This is a genomic window from Streptomyces sp. NPDC030143 (assembly GCF_055573695.1).
In genome coordinates this window covers 13,929-34,027 of record NZ_JBVIAY010000007.1, presented here as the reverse complement: position 1 = coordinate 34,027, position 20,099 = coordinate 13,929, and the positions used below count along the sequence as shown (strand labels likewise).

Sequence of the window (20,099 nt, the reverse complement as noted above, 5' to 3'; positions counted from 1 at the left end):
CAGACGGCCTTGCGACGCTCGGCCAATGAACCCCGCCGTGCCCGAGCCTTCTCCGCCCCCCGAGGGAATCCCGCTCCGGGGACGCTCCGCCGCGCTCCCGCCCGCACGTTCCGACGCGCCTGTAACGGCGTCGGCGCGGAAGAATGGGTTCATGAGCCAGCAGAACACCCAGGCCCCGATCCAGCACGCACAGCCCTCCGTGGGCTCCATAGCCGCGCACCGCCCGCACACCGTGGCCGCCGTGGTCTCGGATCTGGAACCCGACCTCGATGCCGACCTCGACGAGTACGAGGAGGCGCCGTACGACGGGCCCCAACTGCCGCAGGGTCGTTTCCTCGACCGGGAGCGCAGCTGGCTCGCCTTCAACGAGCGCGTCCTCGAACTGGCCGAGGACCCCAACACCCCGCTCCTCGAACGCGCGAACTTCCTCGCCATCTTCGCGAGCAACCTCGACGAGTTCTTCATGGTCCGGGTGGCCGGTCTGAAGCGCCGCATCGCCACCGGCGTCGCCACCCGCTCCGCCTCCGGCCTCCAGCCCCGCGAGGTCCTGGAGATGATCTGGGCCCGCTCGCGCGAGCTGATGGCCCGGCACGCCGCTACCTACCACGAGGACGTCGCCCCCGCACTCGCGGAGGAGGGCATCCACCTGGTCCGCTGGAGCGAGCTGACCGAGAAGGAGCAGGCGCGGCTCTTCACGCTGTTCCGGCACCAGATCTTCCCGGTCCTCACCCCGCTGGCCGTCGACCCCGCGCACCCCTTCCCGTACATCTCGGGCCTGTCGCTGAACCTCGCGGTCGTCGTCCGCAACCCCGTGAGCGGCCACAAGCACTTCGCGCGCGTCAAGGTGCCGCCGCTGCTGTCGCGCTTCCTGGAGAGCTCCCCCGGCCGCTACGTCCCCATCGAGGACGTCATCGCCGCCCACCTCGAGGAGCTGTTCCCGGGCATGGAGGTACTGGAGCACCACGCCTTCCGCCTCACCCGCAACGAGGACCTCGAGGTCGAGGAGGACGACGCCGAGAACCTCCTCCAGGCCCTGGAGAAGGAGCTCATGCGGCGCCGCTTCGGCCCGCCGGTGCGCCTGGAGGTCGAGGAGTCCATCGACCGCGAGGTGCTCGACCTGCTGGTGCGCGAGCTGAAGATCAGCGAGGCGGAGGTCTACCCGCTCCCCGGCCCCCTGGACCTCACGGGTCTCTTCCGCATCCACAGCCTCGACCGGCCGGAGCTGAAGTACCCGAAGTTCATCGCCGGCACCCACCGCGACCTCGCCGAGGTCGAGTCGGCGAGCCCGCCGGACATCTTCGGCGCCCTGCGCAGCCGGGACGTGCTGCTGCACCACCCCTACGACTCCTTCTCGACGTCCGTGCAGGCCTTCCTGGAGCAGGCGGCCGCCGACCCGGACGTCCTCGCGATCAAACAGACCCTGTACCGGACCTCCGGCGACTCCCCGATAGTCGACGCGCTCATCGACGCCGCCGAGTCCGGCAAGCAGGTCCTCGTGCTGGTGGAGATCAAGGCCCGCTTCGACGAGCACGCCAACATCAAGTGGGCGCGCAAGCTGGAGGAGGCCGGCTGCCACGTCGTCTACGGTCTCGTCGGCCTGAAGACGCACTGCAAGCTGTCGCTGGTGGTCCGTCAGGAGGGCGAGACGCTTCGCCGCTACAGCCACGTCGGCACCGGCAACTACCACCCGAAGACGGCGAGGCTGTACGAGGACCTCGGCCTGCTCACCGCCGACCCGCAGGTCGGCGCGGACCTCTCCGACCTCTTCAACCGGCTCTCCGGCTACTCCCGCCGCGAGACCTACCGCCGGCTGCTGGTCGCCCCCAAGTCCCTGCGCGACGGACTGGTCTCGCGCATCGACAAGGAGGTCCAGCACCACCGCGCCGGACGCCCCGCCTACGTGCGCATCAAGGTCAACTCGATGGTCGACGAGGCCGTCGTCGACGCCTGCTACCGGGCGTCCCAGGCCGGTGTGCCCGTCGACGTGTGGGTGCGCGGCATCTGCGCGGTGCGCCCGGGCGTGCCCGGCCTGTCGGAGAACATCCGCGTCCGCTCGATCCTCGGCCGCTTCCTCGAACACTCCCGGCTCTTCGCCTTCGGCAACGGCGGCGAACCCGAGGTGTGGATCGGCAGCGCCGACATGATGCACCGCAACCTCGACCGCCGTATCGAGGCACTGGTCAGGGTCACCGACCCGGCTCACCGCGCGGCCCTGAACCGGCTGCTGGAGACCGGCATGTCCGACGCCACCGCCTCCTGGCACCTCGGCCCGGACGGCGAGTGGACCCGGCACGCCACCGACGCGGACGGCGGGCCCCTGCGCAACGTCCAGGAGATGCTCATAGACGCCCGGAGGCGCCGGCGTGGCACAGCAACACCATGACCTGACGGACCCCACGCCCGGGCCGGCCGCCACGGTCCGGACGGGGGAGGCCCTCGCGGCCTATCTGCGGACGCAGGCCACGGAGTTCCTCCGGGCCCTGCGTCTGCACCGGGAGAGCGGCGGCGGGCCGAATGGCTCGGCCGCCGGCCCGGCCGACCCCGTCGACGCGGCCCGCGCCCTGCGCCGCTCGGCCCGCCGCATCAGCGGCAGCCTGCACACCTTCCGCCCGCTGCTCGATGCCGGATGGTCGGAGGAGATCCGCCCCGAACTGGCCTGGCTGTCGGGCACGCTGGCCGTGGAGCACGCCTGCGAGGCCCGTCTGGAGCGGCTGCTGCTGGCCCTGCACCGCCTGTCCGGGGCCACGGTGCCGGCCCAGGCGGCGGGACCCGCGGGCAGGGCCCGCGCGGCGCAGCCCGCCCCGGCCGCGGCGGCCCACGGCACCCGCAAGGCGCCCGCCGCCACGGCGACCTCCCTGCTCCCCCCGGACCGCGGCAACCTCACCGTCGGCGCGGCCAGAGCCGGCGCGCTCCTGGACCGTCAGCTCACCCTGGCCCGCACCCGCGCCCACTCCACCGCCCTCCAGGCCCTCGGTTCCTCCCGCTTCCACGCCGTCGTCGACAAGGTCGCCGTCCTGGCCAGCGAGGTCCCCCTCACGCCCGCCGCCGCCACCGCCGACCTGCGCCCGCTGGCCGCCGCCGCCGAGGAACGCCTCACCGACGCCGTCACCGCCCTTCCCCTGGTCACCGCCGGCCACCCCTACAACGCGGAGGCCCTGATCCACGGCCTCTCCCCGGACCCGGCCCCGCATCCGCAGGACGCCCCCTGGCACCAGGTCCGCCTGCTGCTGCGGCTGCACCGCTACGCCCTGGAAGTGCTGCACGGCGCGGCCGACGCCCCCCGCGACGTCCGGCTGCTGTCGTCCGGCCAGGCCCTGGACCGGCACCGCGACGCCTCGGAGGCGGCGGCCGCCGCGGCCCAGGCCGCCCGGACCCCCCGTATCGCCCCGGCGACGGCGTACGCGCTCGGTGTGCTCCACGCCGACCAGCGCCACGAGGTGGAGGCGGCCCGCTACGCCTTCCAACGCTCGTGGCAGAAACGTGCCGTCGGAACGCCTTAGAGCTTCGAACGAAAAGGGAGGCCGATCAGCTTGCGACGTCCGGTGCGTGCGATCGCGCGGCGCCGGAAGCCCCTCGTAGCGGAGCCACCAGGGACTTCCGGCAACGCGGCGAGCGTGCGTGCGGGACGCCGCGAGCCGGTCTCCCCTTTCGCTCGGAACTCTCAGGGGTCCTTGCACTGTGAGCGCCTGATCAGGCCGCGTCGCCCGGTGCCGTGCATCGCAAGGCGCCGGAGAGTCCTCGTAGCGGAGCCACCAGGGCTTTCCGGCGACGCGGCGAGGTGCGGTACCGGGCCGCGCGGCCCGGGCGGGCACAGTGCGAGGACCCCTCGGAGCCCCCACGAGCCGTGGAAGGCGGTGACCCGTTGAGCCCCCCGAACGACATCCCCGTCCAGGCGGCGGGCTGCGTCCTGTGGCGCCGCTCGCCCGCGGGCGGTGAGCTGGAAGTGTGTCTGGTCCACCGGCCGAAGTACGACGACTGGTCGCATCCCAAGGGCAAGCTGAAGCGGGGCGAGGACCCGCTGGCCTGCGCGGTGCGCGAGGTCGCGGAGGAGACGGGCTACACGGCCCTGCCGGGCGCCGTGCTGCCCACCCTTCGTTACCTCGCCCAGGGCCGCCCCAAGGAGGTCCGCTACTGGGCGGCCGAGGCCCTGTCCGGCGGTTTCACGCCGAACGACGAGGTGGACCGGCTGCTGTGGCTGTCCCCGCGGGCCGCCCGCGCCCAACTCACCCAGCCGAGGGACCGCACGCTCGTGGACGCCCTGCTCCAGGTCCTGCACCCGGCATGATCCCGGCATGATCCGGAACACGGGCCGCCGGGATCGCGCCGTGTCCTCGACGTAAGCGTTCCGTGACCTAACCACACCGCCGCCAGGGGTTCACCCCCCGTTCATTCACGCCCATAGGCGCCTTCACCTGATCTGCCTAATTTCAGCCTTGCACGGTGCGGAGCGCGGCCTCGGTGGACGCCTCCGCGCCACCCAGACTTTCGCACGCCGCCGGATTCAGGACGGCGGCTCCTGGAAGGATCTCCCTCAAGTGAAGCTTCAGCGCATGAACCGGCGGGCCCTCTCCCTCGGTGCTCTCGCCGTCTCCGGCGCCCTGGCCCTCACGGCGTGCGGCTCCGACGACACCGGCTCCAGCAGCGGGGGCAGCACCTCGTCCGCGGCCGCCGCGCCCGGGTCCATCAAGTGTGACGACGCCAGCGGCCAGCTGCTCGCGGACGGCTCCTCCGCCCAGAAGAACGCGATCGACGCCTGGGTCAAGAACTTCACGCAGGCCTGCAAGGGCGTCCAGGTCAACTACAAGGGCTCCGGTTCCGGCGCCGGTGTCACCGCGTTCACGCAGGGCCAGGTCGCCTTCGCCGGTTCGGACTCCGCGCTGAAGCCCGACGAGGTCACCGCCTCCAAGCAGGTCTGCTCCGGCGGCCAGGGCATCGACCTGCCGATGGTCGGCGGCCCGATCGCCGTCGCCTACAACCTCTCCGGCGTGGACAACCTCGTCCTCGACGCCTCGACGATCGCCAAGATCTTCGACGGCAAGATCACCAACTGGAACGACCCGGCGATCGCCAAGCTCAACGCCGGCGCGAAGCTCCCGGACCTCAAGATCCAGCCGTACCACCGCTCGGACGAGTCCGGCACGACGGACAACTTCACCAAGTACCTGATCGCCACCGCCAAGGCCGACTGGCCCTACGAGGGCGGCAAGGCCTGGCAGGCCAAGGGCGGCCAGTCCGCCGCCGGTTCCTCCGGTGTCGCCCAGGGCGTGAAGCAGACCAACGGCGCCATCGGCTACATGGAGCTGTCGTACGCCAAGGACGGTCTGGGCACGGTCGCCATCAACACCGGCGCCGCCACCCCGGTCAAGGCCTCCTCCGACGGTGCCACCAAGGCCATCGCGGACGCCAAGGTCGTCGGCACCGGCCAGGACCTCGCGCTGAAGATCAACTACAGCACCAAGGCCGAGGGCGCCTACCCGATCACCCTGGTCACGTACGAGATCGTCTGCGACAAGGGCAACAAGTCCAACACCCTGCCCGCCACCAAGGCGTTCCTGCGCTACATCGCCAGCACGGAGGGCCAGGGCATCCTCTCGGGCATCGACTACGCGCCGATCCCCGACGCCATCATCACCAAGGTCCGCACCACCATCGAGGGCCTGAGCTGATCTGAAAGCGCGGTCAGGGGCCGGGGAGACCCGGCCCCGACCGTGCCGTCCGGTGCACCGCCGCCAGGGGCCGCCCGCACACCCGGCCCCGCCCGAGCCGCCCGCCCATCGACCAGCGGCTCCGCAGACCGGAGAACCCCATGGACATAACGACACAGAATCCGACGGACGAGCTCCCTCCCCCCACGACCGCGCCGACCGCGACCGAGCAGAAGCGCGCGGCCCGCGGCGCCACCCGACCCGGTGACCGGATCTTCCTCGCTCTCTCCCGCGGGTCGGGCATCCTGCTGCTGGTGATCATGGCCGCGATCGCGGTCTTCCTGACCTACCGCGCCTCGCTCGCCATCAGCAAGGACGAAGCCAACTTCCTCACGGCCTTCGAGTGGAACACCAGCCTCGTTCCGCCGAAGTTCGGCATCGCCGTCCTCGCCTTCGGCACGGTGGTCTCCTCGGTCATCGCGATGTTCATCGCGGTCCCGATCGCGGTCGCCATCGCCCTGTTCCTCACCCACTACGCGCCGCGCCGGCTGCGCGGGCCCATCGCGTACGTGATCGACCTGCTCGCCGCCGTGCCGTCCATCGTGTACGGCCTGTGGGGCGCGCTGATCCTCGTACCGCACCTCGACGGCCTGTTCGGCTGGCTGGACACCTACCTCGGCTGGACCGGGATCTTCTCCTGGGACCAGGGCGCCCCGCGCTCGATGCTCACGGTGGGCATCCTGCTGGCGATCATGATCCTGCCGATCATCACCAACGTCAGCCGCGAGGTCTTCCGCCAGGTCCCGCAGATGCACGAGGAGGCGGCCCTGGCGCTGGGCGCCACCCGCTGGGAAGTCGTCCGCATGGCCGTCCTGCCCTTCGGCCGCTCCGGTGTGATCTCCGCGTCGATGCTCGGCCTCGGCCGCGCGCTGGGCGAGACGATGGCCGTGGCCACGGTCCTCTCCCCCGACTTCGACATCCACGCCAGCCTGCTCAACCCGGGCGGCGGCACCTTCGCCCAGAACATCGCCAGCAAGTTCAACGAGGCGACGGAGTTCGGCCGCGACGCGCTCATCGCCTCCGGTCTGGTCCTGTTCGTCATCACCCTGCTGGTCAACGGCGCGGCCCGCGCGATCATCGCCCGCCGCAAGGAGTACTCGGGGGCCAACGCATGAGCAACGCCGTCGTCACCGACAAGCGCCCCAGCAGCCTGCGCGGCGCCAGCCTGCCCAGGTGGACCCCCTGGGCCGTCGCGGCCGGCTCCATCGCCCTGGCCGTCGCCATCGGCCTGGCCGGAGGCCTGCACAGCCGGGTCCAGTGGGGCCTGATCGCCGGTGTCCTCTTCGTCCTCGGCACCTACGTCATCGCGGCCCGCGTCGAGGGCCGGCGCCAGGCCAAGGACCGGATCGCCACGGCCCTGGTCTGGGTCGCCTTCGTCCTCGCCCTGATCCCGCTGGCGTCGCTGATCTGGGCCACGGTCCAGCGCGGCGTCAAGGTCCTCGACGTCTACTTCCTGACGCACTCGATGGGCGTCGTCGCCGACTCCGAGCCCGGCGGCGGCATCTACCACGCCATCCTCGGCAGCCTGGAGCAGGTCGGCCTCGCCACCCTGATCGGCGCCCCGATCGGCATCCTCACCGCGATCTACCTGGTGGAGTACGGCCGGGGCAACCTGGCGAGGGCGGTCACGTTCTTCGTGGACGTCATGACGGGCATCCCGTCCATCGTGGCGGGCCTGTTCATCCTCAGCCTGATGCTGATGTTCGACATGCAGCCCTTCGGCTTCGCCGGTTCGCTCGCCCTGGCCATCCTGATGATGCCGGTCGTCGTGCGCTCGACGGAGGAGATGCTCAAGCTCGTCCCCAACGAGCTGCGCGAGGCCTCCCTCGCCCTGGGCATCCCCAAGTGGCGCACGATCCTGAAGGTGGTCGTCCCGACCTCCATCGGCGGCATCATCACCGGCGTCATGCTGGCCGTGGCCCGCATCGCCGGCGAGACGGCCCCCGTCCTGCTCCTCGTCTTCGGCAACCCCTTCATCAACGCCAACCCCTTCGAGGGTGCGCAGGCGTCCCTGCCGCTGTACATCTACCAGCAGTACGCTCAGAGCGCCGGTTCGCAGGCGGCCTACGACCGTGCCTGGGCGGCGTCGCTCACGCTGATCGCCTTCGTGATGATCCTCAACATGGTGGCTCGCGGCATCGCCCGCTGGAAGGCCCCGAAGACCAGTCGCTGAAGCAGCAGCGGCCACCGCCGCTCGGGGCCCCACAGCGACCGACCGAACCGGAAGTGAAGTAGAGACATGGCCAAGCGAATCGACGTAAGCGGACTGACCGCCTACTACGGCTCCCACAAGGCGATCGAGGACATCTCGATGACGGTCGAGCCGCGGTCGGTGACGGCGTTCATCGGCCCGTCCGGCTGCGGCAAGTCGACGTTCCTGCGCACCCTGAACCGCATGCACGAGGTGACCCCCGGCGGCCGCGTCGAGGGCAAGGTCCTCCTGGACGACGAGGACCTCTACGGCCAGGGCATCGACCCGGTGTCGGTGCGCCGCGAGGTCGGCATGGTCTTCCAGCGCCCGAACCCGTTCCCGACGATGTCGATCTTCGACAATGTGGCGGCGGGCCTGCGCCTGAACGGCAACTACAAGAAGAGCGAACTCCAGGACATCGTCGAGAAGTCCCTCAAGGGCGCGAACCTGTGGAACGAGGTCAAGGACCGCCTGAACAAGCCGGGCTCCGGCCTCTCGGGCGGCCAGCAGCAGCGGCTGTGCATCGCGCGGGCGATCGCGGTCGAGCCGAACGTCCTCCTGATGGACGAGCCCTGCTCGGCCCTCGACCCGATCTCGACCCTCGCGATCGAGGACCTGATCGGCGAGCTGAAGGAGCGCTTCACGATCGTCATCGTGACGCACAACATGCAGCAGGCCGCCCGCGTCTCCGACCGCACGGCGTTCTTCAACCTCGCCGCCGTCGGCCAGCCCGGCAAGCTCATCGAGATCGACGACACGGAACGGATCTTCTCCAACCCGTCGGTCCAGGCGACGGAGGACTACATCTCAGGCCGCTTCGGCTGAGCGCGAACCCCTCGCGGTGCTGCATGGCGGTGCCACCGCGAGGACGCAAAGGGCCCGCCCCCCGACACCCGGGGGGCGGGCCCACCGCATTCCCTCCGCCGGACGGGGGCGGGACGGGGAGGCGATCAGCCAGCCCCGACCGCCCCCGAGGCGCGCCCTCCCCAGCCGATCAGAGCGCGGACAGCGACGCCCACGGAAACCGGCGGTGGCAACCTCCAGCCGCCCCGGCCGAGCCCGCTGCGAGCGACACCCACACGAAGACCCCGACGGCGTCCCCGCGGCCGGCCGAGCCGGGACGGCAACGCCCACAGGGAAGCCCCCGCCAGCACCCTCCCACCGACCCGAGCCACCCAAGACGGGGCGGCAACGCCCACACACCGTGGGCCCGGCGGCAACTCGCCGGCCGACCGGGCCGGGTGGGCATAGGCCGCGGGGGTCCAAGGGGCGGAGCCCCTTCGCGGGGTCGGAGGGGCGGAGCCCTTCGCGGGGTCGACGGCGGAGCCTCCTGCCCGGGCGGGCCCGTGGGCGAGTCAGCCCGGGCGCAGCCCCTGCCGGGCCGGGCTACAGGAACGCCAGCCGCACGATCCAGAACGCACACGCCGCAACCGCCGCCGCCGCGGGCATCGTGATGAACCACCCCAGCACGATGTTCTTGGCGACCCCCCACCGCACCGCGTTGATCCGCTTCGTCGCCCCCACACCCATGATCGCCGAGGTGATCACATGCGTCGTGGAGATCGGCGCCTTGAACAGGAACGCCGTCGTGAACATGATCGACGCCCCCGTGGTCTCCGCCGCGAACCCCTGCGGCGGATCCAGCTCGATGATCTTCCGCCCGAGCGTCCGCATGATGCGCCATCCACCCGCGTACGTCCCCAGCGACAGCATCACCGCGCAGACGATCTTCACCCAGACCGGGATCGGATCCCCGTAGTCCTCGACGTCGGCGATGACCAGCGCCATCACCACGATGCCCATCGTCTTCTGCGCGTCCTGAAGACCGTGCCCCAGCGCCATCCCCGCCGCCGACACCGTCTGCGCGATGCGGAACCCCCGCTTCGCCTTGTGCGGGTTGGCCCGCCGGAAGATCCACAGGATCGCGGTCATCACCAGGTATCCGACCAGCAGACCGACCACCGGCGAGACGAACATCGGGATGACGATCTTCTCCAGCACCCCGTGCCAGTAGACCGTCGTGCCCCCGGCCAGCGCCGCGCCCACCATGCCGCCGAACAAGGCGTGCGAGGACGACGACGGCAGCCCGAAGTACCAGGTGACCAGGTTCCAGGTGATCGCCCCGACCAGCGCGGCGAACAGGATCCCCATCCCCTTCGACCCCTCGGGGGTCTGGATCAGCCCCTCGCTGACGGTCTTGGCGACCCCGGACCCGAGAAAGGCACCGGCGAGGTTCATCACCGCGGCCATCGCCAGCGCCGCCCGAGGCGTCAGCGCCCGGGTCGACACGGACGTGGCGATCGCGTTCGCCGAGTCGTGGAAGCCGTTGGTGTACGTGAAGAAGAGCGCGACCAGGATGGTCACGACCAGAGCGAAGGTGTCCATGAGAGGCTCAGGACTCCTTGACCGCGATGGTCTCCACCGTGTTGGCCACGTGCTCGAAGGCGTCCGCCGCCTCCTCCAGCACATCCACGATCTGCTTGAGCTTCAGCACCTCGATCGCGTCGTACTTGCCGTTGAAGAGGTGGGCGAGCAGCTTGCGGTGGATCTGGTCCGCCTGGTTCTCCAGCCGGTTGACCTCGATCCAGTACTCGGTGAGGTTCTCCATGGTCCGCAGGTTCGGCATGGCCTCGGCGGTCAGCTCCGCCGCCCGGGCCAGCACCTCGATCTGCTGCTCGACGCCCTTGGGCAGTTCCTCCACGTTGTAGAGGACGACCAGGTCGACGGCCTCCTCCATGAAGTCCATGATGTCGTCGAGCGACGAGGCCAGCGCGTAGATGTCCTCACGGTCGAACGGCGTGATGAAGGAGGAGTTCAACTGGTGGAAAATCGCGTGCGTGGCGTCGTCACCGGCGTGCTCCGCGGCCCGCATCCGCTCTGCGATCTCGGCCCGGCCGGCGGTGTCCGCCCCGAGCAGTTCCATGAGGAGTTTCGAGCCGGTGACGATGTTGTCCGCGGACGCGGCGAACATGTCGTAGAAGCTCGTCTCCCTCGGGGTCAGACGAAAGCGCACGTGGGGTCCTCAAAATGCATCGGTTTCGGTCAGGCTGATGCTAGGCGCATCATCCGGCCACTGCTAACGGGCCGTCCACCAGTGTCGCCCATCGGGCAGAGCGACCGGCAGCGGGGCCGCCGGGTGGTCCAGTCCACAGGCCACCCGAAGCAGCGACCACACCCCTCCTACCCGTAGAAGTTCGGTACGATATACCCAGTAGGGGTATATGTCTGGAGGACGCGATGACCACCACCGAGGCGGGCGCCACCGCCGAGACCGCCGCCACCGAGAGCCGCACGGCCCCCGAGGCCGCCGACCGCGTCGTGACCGACCACGACCGCGGGGTGCACGGCTACCACAAGCAGAAGGACGAGCACCTCAAGCGCCTGCGGCGCATCGAGGGCCAGATCCGCGGCCTCCAGCGCATGGTCGACGAGGACACCTACTGCATCGACATACTCACCCAGGTGTCCGCCTCCACCAAGGCCCTGCAGTCCTTCGCGCTGCAGCTGCTGGAGGAGCACCTGCGCCACTGCGTCGCCGACGCGGCCCTCAAGGGCGGCGGCGAGATCGACGCGAAGGTGGAGGAGGCGACGAAGGCGATCGGCCGCCTGCTGCGGACCTGACCGGCCCGCGAGGAGCCGTCGACGGCATCCCGACCGGCCCCTGAGCCCTCGGCGACGCCCCGCTCCGGTCACCCCCCGGCCCGTGACGGCAGCCCCGCTCCGACCACCCCTCAGCCCCCGGCGGCGTTCCTCTCCTCGGCCACCCGCAGCACCTCGTCGATGCTCTCCAGACTCAGCCGCTCCTCCGCCGCCGAGGCCGCGATGATCAGCTCCCCGCACAACTCGATCTCGGCGAGGGCCTCGTGGTCCTGCACCGCCGTACCGCCGACCGGAGCCACGCGCATCACCTCGTCTCTGCCGTCACCGGCTTCCTAGAGTAGGGAGCGGCCTACACACCGCGCATGGCACGGACGGGCTAGTCCTCATACCGGCACCCTGGCCGGATCCGGCCCCCGCACAACAGGGCGGACCGGGTCATTCCACCGCAATGCGCCCGGTGTAGATGTCCCCGGCCGCCGGCAACCGTACGTCCGCGGCGGACCCGAACCCGTACAGCAGCGTCGTCGACGCCACCGCCACGACGTCCTTCCCCCGGCCGTTGACGAAGCTGAACCGGTGCCGGACCTTGCGGATGCGCCCCTGGTCGTCGAGATAGACGTCGAAGGGCACCACGGCCGTGGCGAACCCTTTCGCCGCCGCGTCCAACGCGCTCCGCCCGCCCGGCGACGCCTCCCGCGCGGCCACCACCAGATCGGCCCTCCCCCGGTAGTGCCGCACGTCGACCCCGGCCAGCCGTGTCCTGCCGACGTACGTCGCCGAACGCGTCCCGCGCAGCACCTCGGCGGCGGCGTACGGATCGGTGGCCCCGCCGGTCACCAGGTTCCCGTCGGACAGCGACGCCGTCTCCACCCGCACCCACTTGTCGGCGGGCACCCCGGCGCCCCGGTTCTTCATGAACAGCGCGCCCGGCGCGAGGAGTTCGGTGATCGGCCGGCGCGCGCCCGGGCCCGCCGGATCCTGCGGCAGCACCACCCGCAGTCGCCCGAGCTGCCGCCGGAAGTCGTAGACGCCCTCGCCCCTGATGGTCACCCGGGTGCCGCCGGCGGCCATCTCCATCGACGTCCGGGCCCTCGAACTGCCCGCGAGGACCAGGGTGTCGGCGGCCCGCCGCAGCGTCTCGACCGGGTCGGCCGCCGCCGCGTCGTCGGCCGGCGTCCCGCCGTCGGAACACCCCGCGGCCCCGGCGCAGACCCCGACCACGAGCCCCGCGACGACCACCGTCACCCACCGCTGCTGCCGCCGCTCGGCCATCTCCTGCCTACCCCCAGCCGGTACGTCCGTCACGGGCTCCCTGTCGCCCCGGTTAACGACGGCCGGGTGACCCCGTCACGCGGCCGAAGGCTTACGGCCGCCATACGTGACCTTTACCGGGGGTGGGTAGCGTGTGGGTGTGACCCAGCAGGACCGCTCGGTGCCGTCCCCCGCCGAAGAGGAACTCCACCGCACCTCCACCGTCGAACACGGCCCCTTCTGTCTCGCCCGCTGCACCTGCGGCTGGCGCGGCCCGGCGCGCAGGGCGAGAAGCCTCGCCAGAGCGGACGCGGCGGGCCACGCGCGCGGCTGAACCGCCCGGTCGCCGCTGGAACCCCGAGCCCCCCGCTCCCGTCTCGCTCCTTGGAGCCGACGGAAAGCGCGAGGGCACGGACATGGAACGACGTACGTTCATCGCGGGCGGCACGGCCGCGACAGCGGCGGTCGCAGCCGCCGTCCACGGGATCGGCAGCGGCAGGGACCCGCACACCCCGCTGCGCACGACGAGCGCGGTGGCCGCCGCGAACTGGGCGGCGCTGGCCCGCGACCTGGACGGCTCGCTCGTCCGCCCCGGCGACGCCTCCTGGCCGACCGCCCGCCAGCTGTACAACACGCGCTTCGACGCGCTGAAACCGGCGGCGGTCGCCTACGTCGCCCACACCGACGACCTCCGCACCGCCCTGGCCTACGCCCGCGCCCACGGCACCAAGGTCGCCATCCGCAACGGCGGCCACTCCTACGGCGGCTGGTCCTCCGGCGACGGACGGCTCGTCCTCGACGTCTCCCGGCTGAGCCGGATCCGCGCGAGCGGCGGCACGGCCGTGGTCGGCGCCGGGGCCAAACTCATCGACGTCTACCGCGCGCTGGCCGCGAAGGGCGCCACGATACCGGCGGGCTCCTGCCCCACGGTCGGCGTCTCCGGCCTGGTGCTGGGCGGCGGCCACGGCGTCGTCTCCCGCGCCTACGGCCTGACCTGCGACAGCCTCACCCGGGCGACGCTGGTCACGGCCGACGGCAGGCAGCTCACCGCCAGCGCCACCGAGAACAAGGACCTGTTCTGGGCCCTGCGCGGCGCCGGCAACGCCCAGTTCGGCGTCGTCACCGAACTGCACTTCAGGACACACCCCGCGCCGCAGGCCGTCACCGGCTACCTCTCGTGGCCGTGGTCCCGGGCGGCGGCGGTGGTGAAGGCCTGGCAGGAGTGGGGCCCCTCACAGCCTGACGAGATCTGGTCCGCCCTCCACCTGTCCAACTCCCCCGGTGGCACCCCGAGGATCTCCGTCTCCGCGTTCTGCATCGGCACCCACGGCCAGCTCAAGAACGCCGTGGACCGTCTGGCCGACCGTGCGGGCGCACCCGCGAGCAGCGTCTCCCTGCGCCGCCGCTCCTACGAACAGGCCATGGAGATCTACGCCGGCTGCTCCTCCTTCGCCACGGACGCCCAGTGCCACCTGCCGGGCTCCACCCCGGGCCGCTCCCCGCAGGGCAAGCTGCGCCGGGAGACGTACGCGGCCCGCTCCGACTTCTTCGACCGCTCCCTGACGACCGCCGGCGTCCAGACCCTGCTGAAGCAGCTGACGACCGTCCGCGGCGGCTCGGGCAGCATCGCCCTCACCGCCCTCGGGGGCGCCGTCAACCGCGTCTCCCCCACGGCCACGGCCTTCGTCCACCGCCGCTCCCGCATGCTGGCCCAGTACCTCGTCTCCTGGGGCGCCGGCACGAGCGGCGCGACGGCCCAGTCCTGGCTGGCGTCGGCCCACACGGCCATGCGGCCCCACGCCTCCGGCGCGGCCTACCAGAACTACGCGGACCCGACCCTGGCCAACTGGCGCAAGGCCTACTACGGCCCGGCCCTCCCCCGGCTGACCCAGCTGAAGAAGCAGTACGACCCGCGCGGAGTCTTCGCCTACCCCCAGGGCCTGTGAGCCGCACGGCGCGGAGCCCGGGCCCTGTCGTTCACCAGGTCGCGGGCCGACGGCGAAAGACCCCCAGGGGTCCTCGCACCATGAGGAACGCGGCGAGGCGCGGTGCCGGGCGGCACGAGCCGGGCTCCCCCTCGTGTTCGGAGCTCTAAGCGGCCAGGTCCCGCTCCGCAGCGTTGGACTCGACCCGGGCGCCCGGCATCAGCGTGTCCGGGACGGCCTGCTCCCGGGCCGCCCGGCTCCGCACGACCCATCCGACCCGGGGCGACCGGTCCACGGCCTTCAGCACCGGCGTCAGCAGCATCGAGGCCAGCGGCGACAACAGCAGCGCGACGGCCGTCCCCAGCGCGAACCCGCCGATCACGTCCGTCGGGTAGTGCACGCCCATGTACACCCGGCAGAAGCCCTCCAGCAGCCCCAGACCCAGTCCCACGAGCCCGAACCTGCGGTTGGCGACGAACAGCGCGACACCCATCGCCATCGTGATGGTGGCGTGGTCGCTGACGAAGGAGTAGTCGGTCTTCCCGGAGACCAGGACTTCCAGCCCTTGGTGGTCGAGGAAGGGCCGTGGCCGCTCCACGAACCCCCGTATGGGCACGTTGACCAGCACGGCGACGCCCGCGGCGAGCGGCGCCCACACGAGCGCGGCCACCGAGGACGCCGCGTCCTCGGCGCTGCCCGGCCGTCGGCGCACGGTCCACCAGCACCACAGCACGAGCAGCACCATCGCGAGCAGCAGCCCGTACTCGCCGACGAACTCGACGACGCGGTCCAGCCAGTGCGGCGCGTCCTTGGCGAGGCCGTTGATGTCATAGAGCAGGTCGACGTCGGGGTTCGACCCGGAATCGGCGAGTCCAGCCATGGTGCTGCGGCCCCTTCATCGTGTTCCTGCCGACGCGCGTCCCGCGCGCCGTCATCTGCCCACCCCCGTGGACTGCGTAGATGTCACAGGCATTGCCCGGCTACATCAACAGGAACGCACGGCCCCCGTTGATACGTTCCACTCTCCACCGAATGATCACGCAGACGTTATCGAAGAGAGACACATCACCGCAGCTCAGGGGGCGGGTTACCGTCCGGTTCAGACCCTTGTGGGGAGCGCTTTCGCGCCATCTTCGGTGACCCGGGTGGCGCCGAAGTACTTACGGGTGTCGATCGGGTCGAACCGGATGACGGCACCCGTGTAGGGCGCGTCGATCATGTACCCGCCACCGACGTAGATCCCCACGTGGTCGATGGCCCGGGAGTTGGTCGGGTCGGGCGAGAAGAACACCAGATCCCCCGGCAGCAGTTCGTCCCGGGAGGGGTGCGGGCCCGCGTTGTACTGATCGTTCGCCACCCGGGGCAAGGTGATCCCGACACTCTCGTAGGCGGCCTTGGTCAACCCCGAACAGTCGAACCGTCCGCCCTGATCAGCGGTACCGTTCCCACCCCAGAGATAGGGCGTCCCCAACTTCTTCTGAGCGAAGTAAATGGCCCCGGCGGCCTGCTCGGAGGGGTCCACTCGGGTGACGGGGGCGGCGAAGCTCTTCTCCAGCGTCCGGATCCGCTTGACGTAGTTCTGCGTCTCGGTGATGGCCGGGACTCCGCCCGCCCTTATGACGCGGTAGGCACCCGCGTTGTAGGCCGCGAGCATGTTGTTGGTGGTGTCGCCCGGCACGTCTTTGACGTACTTCGCGAGCTCGCAGTCGTACGACGCCGCCGATGGAATCGCGTCATTCGGGTCCCAGATGTCGCGGTCACCGTCGCCGTCCCCGTCGATGCCGTGCGAGGCCCAGGTGCTGGGGATGAACTGGGCGATGCCGCGCGCGTCGGCGTGGCTGACGACATCCGGGTCGAAGCCGCTCTCCTGGTACAGCTGGGCGGCCAGTAGAGCGGGGTTGATGGCGGCACAGAGGGTGCCCCACTTCTGGACAAGCGTCTGATAGGCGGCGGGAACGGCTCCCTTGGCCAGTCCGACGCTCCTGCCCCCCACCCCGTTGACGACGTTTCCGGCGATGACGTACACCCCGATGACGAGCAGCATCACGAAGCTCAGCCCGAGCCCGACCGCGGCTCCGCCGACCACCCAAACTTTCCGCACGCCTCAACCCTCCCCCACTGTGGCCCTGTTTACGGGTCTTTCTCGAGCCTGTCCGTGTCGTGCGGGCTACTTCGCGACGAACCCGAGGCAGTAAATACTGGCGTACTTGTCGGTTCCTTCGACATGGAGGAAGAGCACCGTCCAGTCGCCGGGGTCGTTCTCGACGGGGATGGCGTCGCCGTACTTCTCACCGCGGACGATCTCCTGGAAGTCGTCGGGGTACGTCAGGTATACCCACTCCGTGCCGGCGGGGACCGGCTTGCTGGTGTACCCGAGGTCCAGGTTCTCCACCGCCATCCCCTCGACGGGCCGGCCGGTGTCCGCGTCGATCGCGTGCGGCGGCTTGACGGCCACGGAGACGTAGTACGGCTCCGCGGCTGCGTACTTGAGCCGAAAACCGATGGTGCCCTTGCCGGAGGTGTAGGGAGCGTCGGCGCCCGCCGCGGCGACCGACCCCTGGATCTGCTCGTTGCGCTCCTCCGGCGGCAGGCTGCACGAGCCCTCGCCGTCCGCTGACGCCGGGTCAGCCTTCCAGTAGTCGCGGGAGGGGTTCGTCTGTTCGACGTAGGCCGGCGGCAGCAGCTCCGACTCGTCGCCGCCGGCGGTGGCGGTGGGCGTGGCCGAGGTGGTAGCGGGGCCCGCCGCCCGGTCCTTCCCCTTGTCGTCGTCGTTGCCGGGAAGCAGGGTGAGGGCGGCGACCGCACCCACGCTCACGGCCAGGCAGGCCGCCCCGGTGATCAGCCACGTCTTCCTGCGCGGCGGGGCGACGACGGTCGCAGACGTCACCTGCGTGGGTGTGTAGGGGTAGCGGTGGGCGGCGCTCGCGGTGGGCACGTCGTGCGGGCCGAGGGGCAGGTGGACCGGGGGTGCCGGTATCGGGGGCGCGGCCACCGCCCGGGGCGTCGGGGGCACCGCCTCACCCAACGCGGAGAGCCCGCCGTAGAACGTGTCTTCGACGAGCGCCGTCCGCACTCCGCAGCGGGCGATCACGTCCGCGAGGGAGGGGCGGGCCGCCGGATCCTTGGCCACGCACGCCTCGATGAGGGCCGCCAACCCCGGTTCCACTCCCTCCAGATCGATGGCTTCGTGAACCGCGCGGTAACCGACCCCCGCCGGCTCGCCGTGACCGAAGGGCGGCCGGCCGGTGGCGGCGTGGGCGAGGGTCGCACCGAGCGCGAACACGTCGGCGGCGGGGCCGACGTCGTTGCGCAGCAGGACCTCCGGCGCGGTGAAGCCGGGGGTGCCGGGTGCGAATCCGGCCTCGGTGAGCGCAGTCTGGGCGGCGCTCCGGGCGATCCCGAAGTCGATGAGCAGAGGGCCCTGTGGGGAGAGGATCACGTTTTGCGGTTTGAGGTCCCGGTGAGTGACCCCGTGCGCGTGCACGGCCGCGAGGCCCTCGGCGAGGGCCGCGAGCAGCGCCCGACAGGTCTCGACGGGCAGCGGCCCCCGCACCCCCACCGCCCCGCTCAACGTGGGCCCCGGCACGTACTCCGTCGCCAGCCAGTACGGGGCCGTGTCCAGGGAGGCGTCGATCAGGTTGGCCGTGTACGCGCTGCGGACCGCCCGCGCGGTCTCCACCTCGCGGCGGAACCGCGCCAGCGCCTCCGGGTGGTCGGTGATCTCCTCCCGGATCACCTTGATCGCCACCAGCCGTCCGCCGGGCGAGCGACCGAGGTAGACCTGCCCCATGCCACCGGCGCCGAGCCGGGCGAGCAGGGTGTGCGCGCCGATCCGCGCGGGGTCGTGAGCCTTCAGTGCGTCCACCGGACGACCATGCCACACCTGCGGGTTCGACCGGCCCCCACCGCCGGTCAGGGATCCGCCGCCGCCTCCCGGTACAACCGTGCCGCCTCCTTCCCCAGCACGACGCTGTAGGAGATGTCGGCCGTGGCCCCGCCCTGCTCGTGTCCGCCGAGGACCCCGACGACCTGGCCGTCGCCGTTCACCCAGGGGCTGCCGCTGGTCCCGTTCGTGAACCCGGGGCAGGCGACGCGCTGTTGGGTGCCGCTGTGGGCGGTGGGTTTGTCGGTGCAGGTGACGGGGGTCTCCGTGGCGTCGGGATAACCGGTGACGGTCACGGCCGTCGCGCCGGTCGCGGTGCCGGTGACGAACCGCTCGGCCCCGACCACGTCCTCCACGTCCTCCACGTTCCCCGCTCCCCCGTCCCGCGCGAGCACCGCGAACGCCACGTCGCTGTCCTCGTCCCGATCCCTGGCCCACCCGTCGGGCAGGAAGGACCGCTTCACCGTCCACAGCCCGTAGGGGGCCCGGCCGTCGCGGTACCCGGGGGCGAAGACCATTCCCACGTCCGTCCCGGCCGCGTCCAGGCAGTGCGCCGCGGTGACGATCAGGTCGTGGTGCGGGCTGTGGACGACGGAGGCCGTGCACACGTGCTCGCCGGCCAGGTGACGCCCGTCCGTCCCCGCCGCGAACAGCGCCCCCACCCGCGCGGACCGCGCCGTCACCGCCGCCGCGACCGTCACCCCGAAGGGTCCCGGCCCGGCGTCGGCCGCCGTCTGGGACGCGGAGGTGACGGACAGCAGCACGACGGCCGCCCACAGGGCGCGCCTGCGGGAGCCGAGGAAGCGGGGAGCGCGCACCCTCCGGATCGTCGGGGTCATCGGGATCACCCGGCTCACTGTGGCCGACGAAGGTGAGAGACCGGTCAGACGACACCGCCGCCTCCCCCCTCCGCACACGGCACACGACCCCAGGCCCGCCACCCCCGGGTGAACAGCGCCCCGGAGGCCGTGCTCACGACCCACCGCCGCCCACCTCCGACACCGCCGCCCCCGGCGGCCCACCTCCGGCGGCGGCCGCCCCGTCACGTCTGCGGCAGCACCTCGGTGTTCTGGCACGCCGTCAGCATCCAGCGGCCGTCCTCCTTGCTCATCACGTAGAGCGGGCTGGTGGGGTTGCCGAGCGGACGGCCGTCGGGGCTCCGGTACTGCGCCCGCACCTTCACGGCGGCGACGTCGGGGCGGATGAACAGCACGTGCTCCACCTCGTAGGTGACGGTCGAGTCGGCCATCGCGCCCGGCAGCACGGTGTGGGTGAAGTCCGTGATGGCGTCGCGGCCGAAGAGCCGCCGGCCGTGCGCGGTCGTCCACATCGCGTCGGACCGGAACAGGCCGGTGAACTCCTCCACGAGTTCGTTCTGCTGGCTGTGCTCGACGGTCGCCACCACCTGCCGGATCGCCTCGATCTCGGCCTCACGGCTCAACTCTGCTGTGTTCATGCGGTAAATGGTGGTACCTCGAGCGCGCTTGAGGTCAACCCCGCCTCGCCGCACGGCCACATTTCTTCGGCCCCGACGCCCCCACGAT

General features: G+C 71.4%; 19 protein-coding genes. 10 read left to right on the top strand and 9 right to left on the bottom strand.

Features of this window, described 5'->3' with window-relative positions; translation table 11 throughout:
• Positions 1-25 precede the first annotated feature (25 nt).
• The 7 genes from ACZ4YY_RS14405 (at position 26) to pstB (ending at position 8,721) form a co-directional block, all read left to right on the top strand.
• Positions 26-2,383, top strand: coding sequence for an RNA degradosome polyphosphate kinase (locus tag ACZ4YY_RS14405; protein WP_468288671.1), 2,358 nt, complete (start codon positions 26-28; stop codon positions 2,381-2,383).
• On the top strand, positions 2,364-3,500 hold the full coding sequence (locus ACZ4YY_RS14400) for a CHAD domain-containing protein (protein WP_468288668.1): 1,137 nt from the start codon (positions 2,364-2,366) through the stop codon (positions 3,498-3,500). The genes ACZ4YY_RS14405 and ACZ4YY_RS14400 overlap by 20 nt, the downstream gene beginning before the upstream one ends.
• 362 nt (positions 3,501-3,862) lie before the next feature.
• Positions 3,863-4,285, top strand: coding sequence for an NUDIX hydrolase (locus tag ACZ4YY_RS14395; RefSeq protein ID WP_468288665.1), 423 nt, complete (start codon positions 3,863-3,865; stop codon positions 4,283-4,285).
• 250 nt (positions 4,286-4,535) lie between these two features.
• Positions 4,536-5,666, top strand: coding sequence for a phosphate ABC transporter substrate-binding protein PstS (pstS, locus tag ACZ4YY_RS14390; RefSeq protein ID WP_468288662.1), 1,131 nt, complete (start codon positions 4,536-4,538; stop codon positions 5,664-5,666).
• Positions 5,667-5,806: 140 nt separating this feature from the next.
• Entirely contained in the window at positions 5,807-6,820 is a 1,014-nt protein-coding gene (pstC, locus tag ACZ4YY_RS14385; protein ID WP_468288659.1) for a phosphate ABC transporter permease subunit PstC, read from the top strand.
• Positions 6,817-7,878 carry a phosphate ABC transporter permease PstA gene (gene pstA, locus ACZ4YY_RS14380; RefSeq protein WP_468288656.1) on the top strand — a complete coding sequence of 354 codons (1,062 nt, stop codon included), beginning with the start codon at positions 6,817-6,819 and terminating at the stop codon, positions 7,876-7,878. The genes pstC and pstA overlap by 4 nt, the downstream gene beginning before the upstream one ends.
• Before the next feature lie 66 nt (positions 7,879-7,944).
• A complete protein-coding gene (gene pstB, locus ACZ4YY_RS14375) occupies positions 7,945-8,721 on the top strand; it encodes a phosphate ABC transporter ATP-binding protein PstB (protein ID WP_468288654.1) in 777 nt (258 codons plus the stop codon).
• Positions 8,722-9,282: 561 nt separating this feature from the next.
• Here the strand turns inward: pstB and ACZ4YY_RS14370 are convergent.
• Together ACZ4YY_RS14370 and ACZ4YY_RS14365 are read right to left on the bottom strand one after the other, a co-directional pair.
• The gene (locus ACZ4YY_RS14370; protein ID WP_468288652.1) at positions 9,283-10,281 is read right to left on the bottom strand and encodes an inorganic phosphate transporter; all 999 of its coding nucleotides are present in this window, start codon (positions 10,279-10,281) and stop codon (positions 9,283-9,285) included.
• 7 nt (positions 10,282-10,288) lie between these two features.
• Entirely contained in the window at positions 10,289-10,909 is a 621-nt protein-coding gene (locus ACZ4YY_RS14365; protein ID WP_355884573.1) for a DUF47 domain-containing protein, read from the bottom strand.
• A gap of 224 nt (positions 10,910-11,133) precedes the next feature.
• Here ACZ4YY_RS14365 and ACZ4YY_RS14360 point away from each other — a divergent pair, with 224 nt between their 5' ends.
• On the top strand, positions 11,134-11,517 hold the full coding sequence (locus tag ACZ4YY_RS14360) for a metal-sensitive transcriptional regulator (protein WP_468288650.1): 384 nt from the start codon (positions 11,134-11,136) through the stop codon (positions 11,515-11,517).
• Between the two features lie 110 nt (positions 11,518-11,627).
• Here the strand turns inward: ACZ4YY_RS14360 and ACZ4YY_RS14355 are convergent, their stop codons facing one another.
• Positions 11,628-11,795: a hypothetical protein gene (locus ACZ4YY_RS14355; protein WP_468289488.1), complete on the bottom strand. Its 168-nt coding sequence runs from the start codon at positions 11,793-11,795 to the stop codon at positions 11,628-11,630.
• 136 nt (positions 11,796-11,931) lie between these two features.
• Positions 11,932-12,768 (bottom strand): SCO4651 family lipoprotein, encoded by an 837-nt coding sequence (locus tag ACZ4YY_RS14350; RefSeq protein ID WP_468288648.1) that lies wholly within the window; start codon positions 12,766-12,768, stop codon positions 11,932-11,934.
• A gap of 139 nt (positions 12,769-12,907) precedes the next feature.
• On the opposite strand from ACZ4YY_RS14350, the gene ACZ4YY_RS14345 reads away from it, so the two are divergent.
• Positions 12,908-13,081, top strand: coding sequence for a hypothetical protein (locus ACZ4YY_RS14345; protein WP_468288646.1), 174 nt, complete (start codon positions 12,908-12,910; stop codon positions 13,079-13,081).
• Between the two features lie 82 nt (positions 13,082-13,163).
• Positions 13,164-14,693 (top strand): FAD-binding oxidoreductase, encoded by a 1,530-nt coding sequence (locus ACZ4YY_RS14340; RefSeq protein ID WP_468288643.1) that lies wholly within the window; start codon positions 13,164-13,166, stop codon positions 14,691-14,693.
• Positions 14,694-14,838: 145 nt separating this feature from the next.
• Here ACZ4YY_RS14340 and ACZ4YY_RS14335 read toward each other — a convergent pair whose 3' ends face one another.
• The 5 genes from ACZ4YY_RS14335 to ACZ4YY_RS14315 form a co-directional block, all read right to left on the bottom strand.
• A complete protein-coding gene (locus ACZ4YY_RS14335) occupies positions 14,839-15,552 on the bottom strand; it encodes a phosphatase PAP2 family protein (RefSeq protein ID WP_468288640.1) in 714 nt (237 codons plus the stop codon).
• A gap of 219 nt (positions 15,553-15,771) precedes the next feature.
• On the bottom strand, positions 15,772-16,716 hold the full coding sequence (locus tag ACZ4YY_RS14330; protein ID WP_468289446.1) for a C40 family peptidase: 945 nt from the start codon (positions 16,714-16,716) through the stop codon (positions 15,772-15,774).
• A gap of 123 nt (positions 16,717-16,839) precedes the next feature.
• A complete protein-coding gene (locus ACZ4YY_RS14325) occupies positions 16,840-18,537 on the bottom strand; it encodes a serine/threonine-protein kinase (protein WP_468288637.1) in 1,698 nt (565 codons plus the stop codon).
• A gap of 47 nt (positions 18,538-18,584) precedes the next feature.
• Entirely contained in the window at positions 18,585-19,394 is an 810-nt protein-coding gene (locus ACZ4YY_RS14320; protein ID WP_468288634.1) for a trypsin-like serine peptidase, read from the bottom strand.
• A 203-nt stretch (positions 19,395-19,597) separates the two neighbouring features.
• Positions 19,598-20,011: an SgcJ/EcaC family oxidoreductase gene (locus ACZ4YY_RS14315; RefSeq protein ID WP_468288631.1), complete on the bottom strand. Its 414-nt coding sequence runs from the start codon at positions 20,009-20,011 to the stop codon at positions 19,598-19,600.
• Positions 20,012-20,099: the final 88 nt, after the last annotated feature.

Excerpts from the sequence above, each read along its gene's own strand:
- ACZ4YY_RS14370 (WP_468288652.1), bottom strand. The coding sequence starts at position 10,281 with ATGGACACCTTCGCTCTGGTCGTGACCATCCTGGTCGCGCTCTTCTTC.
- ACZ4YY_RS14340 (WP_468288643.1), top strand. The coding sequence starts at position 13,164 with ATGGAACGACGTACGTTCATCGCGGGCGGCACGGCCGCGACAGCGGCG.
- ACZ4YY_RS14315 (WP_468288631.1), bottom strand. The coding sequence starts at position 20,011 with ATGAACACAGCAGAGTTGAGCCGTGAGGCCGAGATCGAGGCGATCCGG.
- pstA (WP_468288656.1), top strand. The coding sequence starts at position 6,817 with ATGAGCAACGCCGTCGTCACCGACAAGCGCCCCAGCAGCCTGCGCGGC.
- ACZ4YY_RS14320 (WP_468288634.1), bottom strand. The coding sequence starts at position 19,394 with ATGACCCCGACGATCCGGAGGGTGCGCGCTCCCCGCTTCCTCGGCTCC.
- ACZ4YY_RS14350 (WP_468288648.1), bottom strand. The coding sequence starts at position 12,768 with ATGGCCGAGCGGCGGCAGCAGCGGTGGGTGACGGTGGTCGTCGCGGGG.
- pstC (WP_468288659.1), top strand. The coding sequence starts at position 5,807 with ATGGACATAACGACACAGAATCCGACGGACGAGCTCCCTCCCCCCACG.
- ACZ4YY_RS14335 (WP_468288640.1), bottom strand. The coding sequence starts at position 15,552 with ATGGCTGGACTCGCCGATTCCGGGTCGAACCCCGACGTCGACCTGCTC.
- pstB (WP_468288654.1), top strand. The coding sequence starts at position 7,945 with ATGGCCAAGCGAATCGACGTAAGCGGACTGACCGCCTACTACGGCTCC.
- ACZ4YY_RS14330 (WP_468289446.1), bottom strand. The coding sequence starts at position 16,716 with ATGCTGCTCGTCATCGGGGTGTACGTCATCGCCGGAAACGTCGTCAAC.
- ACZ4YY_RS14360 (WP_468288650.1), top strand. The coding sequence starts at position 11,134 with ATGACCACCACCGAGGCGGGCGCCACCGCCGAGACCGCCGCCACCGAG.
- ACZ4YY_RS14405 (WP_468288671.1), top strand. The coding sequence starts at position 26 with ATGAACCCCGCCGTGCCCGAGCCTTCTCCGCCCCCCGAGGGAATCCCG.